The sequence below is a fragment of the Saccharothrix sp. S26 genome, assembly GCF_021390395.1.
In the GTDB taxonomy this organism is placed as follows: Bacteria; Actinomycetota; Actinomycetes; order Mycobacteriales; family Pseudonocardiaceae; genus Actinosynnema.
The window spans coordinates 208,606-218,378 of sequence record NZ_JAJUWT010000013.1 but is presented as its reverse complement, the minus strand read 5'-3'; the positions used below and the strand labels follow the sequence as shown (position 1 = coordinate 218,378).

Annotated in this window: 11 protein-coding genes; 6 read left to right on the top strand and 5 right to left on the bottom strand. The window is 73.4% G+C overall.

What is annotated here, in order from left to right:
- Window positions 1-84: 84 nt before the first annotated feature.
- From LZG04_RS22480 to LZG04_RS22465, 4 genes are read left to right on the top strand one after another with little or no spacing between them, the layout of a single operon-like run.
- Window positions 85-912 carry a M55 family metallopeptidase gene (locus LZG04_RS22480; RefSeq protein WP_233819813.1) on the top strand — a complete coding sequence of 276 codons (828 nt, stop codon included), beginning with the start codon at window positions 85-87 and terminating at the stop codon, window positions 910-912.
- On the top strand, window positions 905-2,191 hold the full coding sequence (locus LZG04_RS22475) for a M20/M25/M40 family metallo-hydrolase (RefSeq protein ID WP_233819811.1): 1,287 nt from the start codon (window positions 905-907) through the stop codon (window positions 2,189-2,191). The genes LZG04_RS22480 and LZG04_RS22475 overlap by 8 nt, the downstream gene beginning before the upstream one ends.
- Window positions 2,192-2,225: 34 nt before the next feature.
- Window positions 2,226-2,468, top strand: a complete 243-nt coding sequence (locus LZG04_RS22470) for a hypothetical protein (RefSeq protein WP_233819810.1) — start codon at window positions 2,226-2,228, stop codon at window positions 2,466-2,468.
- The gene (locus LZG04_RS22465; protein WP_233819809.1) at window positions 2,465-2,989 is read left to right on the top strand and encodes a hypothetical protein; all 525 of its coding nucleotides are present in this window, start codon (window positions 2,465-2,467) and stop codon (window positions 2,987-2,989) included. The genes LZG04_RS22470 and LZG04_RS22465 overlap by 4 nt, the downstream gene beginning before the upstream one ends.
- On the opposite strand, the gene LZG04_RS22460 is transcribed toward LZG04_RS22465, so the two are convergent.
- From LZG04_RS22460 to LZG04_RS22450, 3 genes are all read right to left on the bottom strand, one after another.
- Window positions 2,990-3,418 (bottom strand): MarR family winged helix-turn-helix transcriptional regulator, encoded by a 429-nt coding sequence (locus LZG04_RS22460; RefSeq protein WP_233819808.1) that lies wholly within the window; start codon window positions 3,416-3,418, stop codon window positions 2,990-2,992. It abuts the gene before it with no gap.
- Window positions 3,419-3,538: 120 nt separating this feature from the next.
- Complete coding sequence (locus LZG04_RS22455) at window positions 3,539-4,171, bottom strand: AAA family ATPase (protein ID WP_233819807.1); 633 nt, start codon at window positions 4,169-4,171, stop codon at window positions 3,539-3,541.
- Between the two features lie 10 nt (window positions 4,172-4,181).
- Window positions 4,182-5,024, bottom strand: coding sequence for a CdaR family transcriptional regulator (locus tag LZG04_RS22450; RefSeq protein WP_233819802.1), 843 nt, complete (start codon window positions 5,022-5,024; stop codon window positions 4,182-4,184).
- A gap of 75 nt (window positions 5,025-5,099) precedes the next feature.
- On the opposite strand from LZG04_RS22450, the gene LZG04_RS22445 reads away from it, so the two are divergent.
- Both LZG04_RS22445 and LZG04_RS22440 read left to right on the top strand, forming a co-directional pair.
- On the top strand, window positions 5,100-6,419 hold the full coding sequence (locus LZG04_RS22445) for a DegT/DnrJ/EryC1/StrS family aminotransferase (protein ID WP_233819799.1): 1,320 nt from the start codon (window positions 5,100-5,102) through the stop codon (window positions 6,417-6,419).
- A 368-nt stretch (window positions 6,420-6,787) separates the two neighbouring features.
- Window positions 6,788-7,846, top strand: coding sequence for a winged helix DNA-binding domain-containing protein (locus tag LZG04_RS22440; protein ID WP_233819797.1), 1,059 nt, complete (start codon window positions 6,788-6,790; stop codon window positions 7,844-7,846).
- 60 nt (window positions 7,847-7,906) lie between these two features.
- On the opposite strand, the gene LZG04_RS22435 is transcribed toward LZG04_RS22440, so the two are convergent.
- Window positions 7,907-8,359: a hypothetical protein gene (locus tag LZG04_RS22435; protein ID WP_233819792.1), complete on the bottom strand. Its 453-nt coding sequence runs from the start codon at window positions 8,357-8,359 to the stop codon at window positions 7,907-7,909.
- A gap of 216 nt (window positions 8,360-8,575) precedes the next feature.
- On the bottom strand, window positions 8,576-9,739 hold the full coding sequence (locus tag LZG04_RS22430) for a hypothetical protein (RefSeq protein WP_233819791.1): 1,164 nt from the start codon (window positions 9,737-9,739) through the stop codon (window positions 8,576-8,578).
- Window positions 9,740-9,773 lie beyond the last annotated feature (34 nt).

Here is a 9,773-nt window from a genome sequence, read left to right as displayed (position 1 = left end):
TCCCGCCCGTGAGTGGAAGTCAAGAAGTAACCACTCCGTCGTGGCGCGCGTCAAGAACCGACATCACCTCGGTACGGTGAACGCATGCGGATCTTGATCTCGGCGGACATGGAGGGGGCGACGGGCGTCACCTGGACCGCGGACGTCCTACCCCAGACCGAGCAGTGGCAGCGGTTCCGGCGACTGTTCACCGGCGACGTCAACGCCTGCGTCGCGGGCCTGCGCGCGGGCGGCGCGACCGACGTGCTCGTCAACGAGGCCCACTCCTCCCAGCGCAACCTCCTGCTCGAGGACCTCGACACCGGGGCGCGGCTGCTCACCGGGCGGCACAAGCCGCTGTCGATGATGCAGGGCGTCGACTCCGGCGTGGACGGCGTGGTGTTCCTCGGCTACCACGCGGGCGCGGGCCAGGAGGGCGTGCTCGCGCACACCTACCTGGAGAACTCCGTCACCGGCGTGTGGCTGGACGGCGAACCCGCCGGCGAGGGCGGGCTCAACGCCGCGCTGGCCGCCGAGCACGGCGTCCCCGTGCTGCTCGTGACCGGCGACGACAAGGCGTGCGAGGAGGCCCGCGACTACGCGCCCGACGCCGAGGTCGTCGCCGTCAAGGAGTGCGTCAGCCGTTACGCGGCCATCTGCGCGCCCCCGCGGGTCACCGCCGAACGCATCACCGCCGCCGCCCGAGCGGCCATGAGCCGCGCCGGGCGGACACCGGGCGCGGTCGCGCCGCACCGGATCGAGGTCGAGTTCGACGCCACCCACCTGGCCGCCGCCGCGGCGGTCGTCCCCACCGTGACGCGGATCGGAGCACGCCGGGTCGGGTTCGACGCCGAGTCCATGACCCTGGCGATGCAGGCGTTCAAGGTCGTCACCGCGATCGCGGCCGGGGCCGTGGAGGGCATCTATGGCTGAGGACGTCGTCGACCTGTGCGCCGCGCTGCTGCGCTTCGACACCACCAACCACGGCGGCGGCGAGTCCGCGGGCGAACGGGAGGCCGCCGAGTTCGTCGCCGCGCACCTCGAGGCCGCCGGCGTGCCCGCCACCGTCCTGGAACCCGCACCGCGCCGCGGCAACGTGCTCGCCCGCGTGCCCGGCACCGACCCGCGGCTGCCCGCGCTGCTCGTGCACGCGCACCTGGACGTGGTGCCCGCCGACGCCGCCGAGTGGAGCGTGCCACCGTTCGCTGGGATCGAGCGCGACGGCTACCTGTGGGGCCGCGGCGCGGTCGACATGAAGGACATGATCGCCATGGTGCTGGCCGTGCTCGGCGGCTGGTCTCGCGAGGGACGGCGGCCCCGCCGCGACATCGTGCTCGCGTTCGTCGCCGACGAGGAGGACCGCGGCGAGCTCGGCGCGCACTGGCTGGTCGACCACCACGCCGACTTCTTCGCCGGCTGCACCGCCGCCATCGGCGAGTCCGGCGGCTACTCCTACCCGGTGGGCGAACGCCGCGTCTACCCCGTCGGCACCGCCGAACGCGGCACCTCCCACCTGCGCCTGACCGCCACCGGCCGCGCCGGGCACGGCTCGCGCCGCAACGACGACAACGCCGTGGCCAAGCTCCTCGCCGCCCTGGGCCGCGTCGCCGCCATCGAGCACCCCGTGCGGCTCACCCCCACCGTGCGGGCGTTCCTGGAACGGGTCGGCGCCGCCCTGGACGTGCCGGTCGACCTGACCGACGTCGACGCCACCATCGCCCGGTTCGGCCCAGCCGCGACGCTGGTCGAGAACACCATCCGCAACAGCGCCACACCCACCGTGCTGCGAGCCGGGTACAAGGTGAACGTGATCCCCGGCAGCGCCACCGCCGAACTGGACGTACGTACCCTGCCCGGCGCGGTGGACGAGCTGCTCGCCTCCATCGACGCCGCCCTCGGCCCGGACGTGCGGCGCGAGTTCATCGCCGACGATCCGCCCGTGCAGGCGCCGATCGACTCGCCGTGGTTCGAGGCCATGGCCGACGCCCTGCGCGCCGAGGACCCCGACGCCGTGGTCGTGCCCTACTGCATGGGCGGCGGCACCGACGCCAAGGCGTTCACCAGGCTCGGCATCGACTGCTACGGCTTCGCGCCGCTGTCCCTGCCACCCGGCTACGACTACCGCGCCATGCCCCACGGCGTGGACGAGCGCGTGCCCGTCGACGGCCTCCGCTTCGGCGTCCGCGTCCTCGACCGCCTCCTCTCGTCGTAACGGCCCATCACCCGATCGAATCACCAGAGGGGCGGTGGCGGCGGCGGCGGTCGTCGGCGTCACCTCGTGCGAGACCGGGGTGTTCGACCACCCTGGCGGCGACACCCCGACGGACCGGACGAGCACCACCCGACCCACCGGGAAGGACACGGGCAGGACGATCACGGCCCGCAACCGCGCGTGGGGTCCGATCCCCGGCCTGCTCCGCCACGCCGCCGCGCACCTGTGCCGGGGTGGGCAGTGGACCGGCCGGGCCCACGGGACCGCGATCCCATGACCGCTCCGACCGACCGGGACGCGCCCGGCAAGGACCAGCCCGACACCGTGCAGCGGATCGGTGAGGCGTTGGCCAACGTCACCGTGCTCACCGGCCTGCTGGTCTACTTCGGCTGGCGGCGCCCCGACCCGCACCCGACGTGGACCAGGGCGCTCACCTTCGCCGTCGTGTCGCTGTCGCTGTTCTGGTCCGCCGGCAACTACGCCGAGGTCCGCGGCGTCGAACTGGCCCGCCAGTACGCCGACGACGTGTCCGGCCGGACCGCCGTCGTCGTCTACGCCGGGCAACGCCTGCACATCACCGCGCCCGGCGCCTGCGAGCAACCCCTGGCCGACGACGGCTCCCGCTACCGGTTCCGCTACCCGGGCCTGCGCCTGTTCGGCAAGGTCGGGGCCAAGTACTTCCTGGTCTCCGACGGCTGGACCCGCGAGCGCGGCACCGTGGTCGTGCTCGCCGACACCGACGACATCCGCGTCGAACTGGGCCACGGCCCCCAACCCCACTCGCCGACCTGCGTTTAGTCACCGCTCCGGGTCGGTGATCTCGCGCAACCGGGTCAACGCGTCCAGCAGCGCCGCCATCCGCGGCCGACCCAGGTGAGCGGTCCACTCCCGTTCCACCTCGACGACCGCGGCCAGGCAGACGCGGGTCGCCGAACGCCCCCGTTCGGCGACCCGGACCAGCCGGGCCCGCGCGTCGGTCGGGTCCGGGCCGCGCTCCACGTAACCGGCGCGTTCGAGCTGGTCGACCAGGAAACCGGCGGTCTGCTTGGTGATCCGCGCGGCCTCCGCCAGCTCGGTCAACCGCGACCCGTCGGGGTCGATCCGGTGGAACACCCGGGCCTGGGCGGGCGTCACGTCGTCGAACCCGGCCGCGGCCAGCGCGGCGAACACCCGGTCCTCCAGCTCGCGGTGCGGCAGGTACAGCAGCAGGCCGAGGTCGTCGGGCACGTCACTCCTTGACATCGGTCACCGAAGTTGATCACCCTAGCGCGTCCCGCCTGCCGGGTGACGCCGTCGACCCGACGCCGATGTGCGTCACCGAAGTCAGGCTCCCCGGGCGCCGCACGGTCAGTCGAAGCGGATGTGCTTCACCGAGACCCACGTCCGCCGCACCCGCCCGCGCAGCCTGCCGTCGGTGTTCGGCGTCAACGTCAGCCCGGCCGACGCGGCGACCCGCTCCGCGACCTGCGGCACCGTGAGGTGGTCGGTCCACACGTGCTCGGCGAACTCCGGCTCACGCAGCCGCCGCAGGCAGCGGTCCAGCACCCGCAGGGCGAAGCTCTCCCGCCGCAACGGCACGTCCCTGCCCAGCGCCACCCGCGCCACGTGCCCGAGACCGCGTTCCCGCAGCCGCCGCACCACCGTCTCCCGCTCGGCCATCAGCGCGAAGTGCCGCACGTCGTGCCCCCGGTCGCGCAACCCGCCGACGATCTCGCGGAAGTACTCCGGCTCCACCACCGTCATCGGCACCACGATCACCCCGTCGTGCCCGCTCGCCGCCCGGTCCAGCACCTCCAGCACACCCCGCCGCCACGACGCCAGGTCCTGGAAGTCACCGCGCAGCGCACGCGGCGTCATCCGGTGCAGGGCGAACCCGACGTGCTCGGGGTCGCTGAGGAAACTGCCCGGCAGCCGCCGCAGCAGCTCGTGCGCGGTCTGCGTCTTGCCGCCGCCGAACGGCCCGTTGATCCACAGGAGCACGACACCGACCCTACGGACGCCGCGCCAACCGGACGAGCTTGAGGGCCAGGTGCAGCTCCAGCCGCGCCCCGCCGTCGGCCAGGTCACGCCCGGTCAGCTCGGCGATCCGACCCAGCCGGTAGTACAGGCTGGTGCGGTGCAGGTGCAGCCGTTGCGCGGCGACCCGCACCTCGCAGCCGCAGTCCAGGTACACCTCCAACGTCCGCAGCAGCACGTCGGACAGCCCCGCCAGCACCTCGTCCGGCGCCGCGCCGAGCAGCAGCCGGTACGCGCCGAGTTCGGACCACCGCACCCGATCCGGCAACGCCGGGTCCAGCCGCGCCAGCTCCGCCGCCGCCAACGCCTGCTGGTACGCCGCACCCGTCCGGTCCGGCGGGTGCGGGTCGCTCACCCCCACGTGCCCCGGCAGTTCCGGCACGGCCTCACCCGCGGGCACCGTGCGCACCACCCTCGGCTCCAACGCCACCACCACCCGCACCGGCGTCCGCTCACCGGCGGGTACCTGCGCCGCCAACGCCGCCAACCGCTCACCCAGGTCCACCTCCGGCACCTCGCCGAGGACCCACAGGTAACCGACCAGCACCCCGTTGTGCCGCAACGGGAAACCCACCCGCTGCTGGAACCCCAGCGCCGCGTTCTCCGGCACCCGCACCGGCCCCGTCGCGGTCGCGACACCGTGCTGCTCCTGCCACGCGGCCACGTCCGCGGGCACCCGCCGGGTCAGGATCGCCCGCACCCGCGCCTGGTCCACGTCGTCGGTCTGGGCGCTGTGCGCGACCACCCGGCCCGCCACGTCGTCCACCGACACCCCGCGTCCCAACACCCGGGACAGCTCGTCCAGCAGCTCCTGCATTCCGACAACTGTAGGAACAACTCCAGTCCGCGGACGGTCGCCCCACCCCGCGCCGACGCCCTAGCGTTGCCGGTCGTGACCAACAGCAGGATCGCACCCTGGGCCTCGCCGCAGGCGCAACGCAGGCTCGCCGAGGTCGAGGCCGCCGTCTCCGCCGACCTGTCCGCCGCCGGTGTCGCCGACGCCGTCGGCAAAGCCCTCGACGCGCACGCCGCCCAGGTCGACGACGACGGGATCGTGCTCTACGCGGGCACCAACGTGCTCAGCCCCGCCGCCGCGGCCGCCGTGCGGGCCAGCGTGTCCAGCCGGCCGAGCATGGGCTGGCCCGGCGAGAAGTACCAGGTCGGGCTCGACCACCTCGACACCCTCGAAGTCCTCGCGCCGATGCTCGTCGCCTCGCTCATGGAAGGCCGGTTCGCCGAGGTCCGGCTCCAGAGCGCCACCCTGGCCAACCTCGCCGTCTACACCGCGTTCGCCCGCGCCGGCGACAAGATCGCCGTCCTGCCCGAGTTCGCCGGCGGCCACGCCAGCCACCACGCCCAGGGCGTGCCCGCGATCCGCGGCCTCACCGTGGTCGACCTGCCCTACCTGCCCGACGAGCTCGACCTCGACTACGCCAAGCTGCCCGGGTTCCTCAAGGTCCACCGACCCCGGATCGTGGTGATCGGCGCGAGCCTCATGCTGTTCCCGCACGATGTCGCCGCGGTCCGGGCGGCCGCCGACGAGGTCGGCGCGATCCTCGTCTACGACGCCTCCCACATGGCCGGGCTCGTCGCGGGCAAGGAGTTCCAGCGGCCCTTGCACGAGGGCGCGCACCTGATGACCTTCTCCACCTACAAGTCGTTCGGCGGCCCGTCCGGCGGCTGCGTCGTCACCCGCGACGACGACCTCGCCGAACGCGTCTCGAACGTCGCCTACCCCGGCATGCTCGCCAACTACGACGCCGGACGCCTCGGCGCGCTCGCCATCACCGCCGCCGAACTCACCGAACGCGGACCCGACTACGCGCGGGCCTGCATCGCCAACGCCCAGGCGCTGGGCCGGGCACTGGCCGAAGCCGGCTTCGACGTCGCCCGCCACGACGGCGTGTTCACCCGCTCCCACCACCTCGCGGTCGACGCCCTGACCCTCGGCGGCGGCGACGCGGCGGCCGCGCTGCTCGGCGAGGCGGGCGTCTACCTCAGCGGCATCAGCCTGCCGTGGCAGCGCATCGACGAAGGGCTGCGCGGCCTGCGCATCGGCACCCAGGAGATCACCCGCCGCGGCTTCACCCCCGAGCACCAGCCCGCCGTCGCCGCGCTCATGCGCCGCGCCCTGATCGACCGCGAACCACCCGAACAGGTCCGTGCCGACGCCGTCGCGCTGCGCCGCGAGGTCAACGCCACCGCTGGGTAGCGCGGGGGAGGGAGCTGCCGACCGCGAAAGCGGGAACCGCACACCTGGGGGTGTCCCTGCAACCGCTGGGCGCCGCGGTGACCGGCGAGGCGTTCCTGGACACCGCAGCCGTCGCCCGGCCGCCGAAGCCGAAGCCGAGGCCTGCGGCCGCACGCTCGCGGACCCGGAGCTCAGCACGGTCTGCGTCCTCGTCCCGCCCGGCCCCGAGCCCGTCACCGAGACGCCCTACCCGCCGCTCGGCGGCACCCGGCCCACCGCCACGAGCGTCGTGGACGAGTCGGGCCGCCTCGGGGAGGAGGTGCGACCACACCTCCGCCGACCCGTCATCGAGGACCGAAGTTGTCCTTGATGACGCCTAGCCTGGGGTCGTGACCGAGAAGCTGACGACCCGGGCGTTGAACCGGGCCACCCTGCACCGCCAGTTCCTGCTCGAAAGGGCGGACCGGACCGCTCAGGACGTGGTCGAGCACCTGGTCGGCATGCAGGCGCAGGAGCCGTTCTCGCCCTACTACGGCCTGTGGTCACGCATCCGGTCGTTCCACCCCGAGGAGCTCTCCACCCTGCTGCTGGACCGGCACGTGGTCCGCGCGTCGCTGCACCGCGCCACGATCCACCTGGTCACCGCCGCCGACCACGGCCGGTTCGAACCGCTGCTGCGGCCGTTCCTGCACCGCCGGTTCGCGTCCTCGCCGTTCGGGTTCGTGGTGGACGGGCTCGACGTCGACGAGTTCACCACCGTCGTCACCACCCTGCTGGAGCAGCAGCCGCGCACCCGGCGCGAGATCGGCGACCACCTCGCCACTCGCTGGCCGGACCGCGACGTCACCGCGCTGGGCTACGCGGGCAGCTTCCTGGTGCCGTCCGTGCAGGTCACACCCCGTGCGGTTTGGGGCAGGTCGGGGGCGGCGAAGTGGACGACCGCTGCGCGCTGGCTCGGCCCGGCCACCCCCGCCGCGCCGATCGAGGAGTTCGTGCGCCGCTACCTGGCCGCGTTCGGCCCCGCGTCGGTGAAGGACGTGCAGACGTGGGCGGGCATGAGCCGCCTCAAGACCGTGGTCGAGGCGATGGACCTGCGCGTCTTCACCGACGACCGCGGCCGCACGCTCTACGACCTGCCGGACGCGCCGCGCCCCGACCCCGACACGCCCGCCCCGGCGCGGTTCCTGCCCGAGTTCGACAACGCGCTGCTCGGCCACGACGACCGCACCCGCGTCATCTCCGACGAAGACTACCGGCGTGGAATCATCATCGGAGGCAAGCCGACGCTGCTGGTGGACGGCTTCGTGCACGGCACGTGGAAGCTCACCCGCGACGGGCTGGACGTCGAACTCTTCCGGCCGTTGACCCGGGCGCAGAAGGACGACGTGGAAACCGAAGGTGCGCGGCTGCTGGAGTTCGCGGGCGTCACCGGAGACGTCCGGCTCTGAAGTCGGTCGATCGTCCGCCTCCGGCGACGGCCGGTTTCCCGACCGCCGCCGGAGGACGACTCAGCCGCAGTTCCCCCACGTCTGCCGACCGCCACCGGCCAGGGCGGTGCCCGCCGGGTTCCACACCCAGCCGTAGTACATGACGCACCGACCGGCGGCGTAGTGGGACACCGACTCCCAGTGCGCGGCGTCCGGGTCGGACTTGTAGTAGGTGTCGACGTTCTGCACCGTCAGCTCGACGCTGACCCGCGACGCGGTGCCGTGGTAGGAGGTCTTGCGGGTCACGACGCAGTTGACGCCGGTCGAGCTGTTGTACGCCAGGTGCACGTAACCCCAGGTCGACGAGCCGTTGGTGACGGCCCTGGTGCCGTCGCTCGCGGGGGCGAACCCGGCGCCGCAGCCGTTGGCGATCGCCTCGCTCTGGGTGTGCGCGGTGGCCGGTGCGGTGGACACGAGCACCAGGCACAGAGCGGTCACGGCCGCACCGAGCATGGTCTGGAATCTGGTCAGCACAGAACTTCCTCCCCTTGGTGTCACGTCGACGCCCATCCCTTGTCCCCGAGGCGCCGTCACCCAGCGTGTCGGCCGGCGGGGATGACGCGACAGCGACCAGGCGGTGCGACCCGCACGGCGCGGGAACGACCGTCGGTGCGTGTGCGGCGGCCGATCGACGTCGACGGTCGGTGTCGAACGGGTGAGGAACCGCCTTCTTGCGCTCGGCCGCCGGTGTCAGCGCAGCGCGTCGAGTTCGGCCTGCACGCGGTCGAGTTGGCGTTCGGCGCGTTCGGCGCGCACCAGCGTCTGGGCGCGGGCTTCCTCCAGGGCGTCGAGGCGTTCACGGGCCGCGCGTTCGACCTGGTCGAATTGGGCGCGGTGCGCTTCGCGCTGCTCGGTCAGCTCGGCGCGGGCCCGGTCCAGCTCGGCGCGGGCGTCGAGGGCCGACTGCTCGGCACGTTCGGCCTTCACCCGTGCCTCGTGCGCGGCGGCGGCTTCGGCTCGGGCGGTGGCCTGCGCGTGGTCGACGGCCGACTTGGCCTCGGTGACGGCTTGGTCGACGCGGGTCTGCGCTTCGGCTTGAGCGTGTTCGACCTGTGCTCGCGCTTCGGCTCGGGCTTGTTCGGCCTGCGCTTGGGCCTCGTGCCGGATGCGGTCGACCTGGGCTTCGGCGTCCGCGCGGACCTGTTCGACCTCGCGCACGGCCTGCCGCCGGGCCTGTTCGGCGTGGGCGACCGCGTCGGCCTTGGCCCGCTCGACCTGCGCCTGCGCTTCGCGGCGGATCTCCTCCACGGCCGCCGCGGCCTCCACGCGGATGGTGGCGATCTCCTCCTCGGCACGGGCGACGGCGGCGTCGGCCTCGGCCCGTGCCGCGTCACGTTGTTCGTAGGCGGCCTCGGCGTCGAGTTCGGCTTGTTCGGCGGCACGCACCGCGTCCTCGGTGGTCGCCTCGGCGGCCTGCCGGGCCTGTTCCGCGTCACGCCGTCGCCGTTCCGCCTTCGCGATCGCGGCCTCCGCCTCGGCGACCCGCCGTGCGGCCTCGGCCTCGACCGCCTGCACCTGGCTCTCGGCCACGCTCGGGTCGGCGATCGCGGACAACTCCGCCACCGCCCCCGTCAGCGTGCCCGACAGCTGCTCGGCGAGCACCCGGAACCGCTCCAGCAGTTCCTCGGCCCTGATCTTGCCCGCGGTGATCCCCTGCGTGCCTTTCGTCACGGTGACGATCTCCTGCTCCGCCTCCGCCTGCGCCAACCGCTGTCGTTCCCGCCACGCCCGCCACCTGGTGTGTTCCGGCAGGTCGCAGTACTCCGCCGGACGTCCCGGCCCACTGCCCCGGAACACCGGGCGCGTGCAGCCGGGGTAGTTGCAGGTCATCGCGGAGGTCTCGGTCGTCGTCACGGCGATATCGTAGCAGTAATACGTTTGTCCAAAC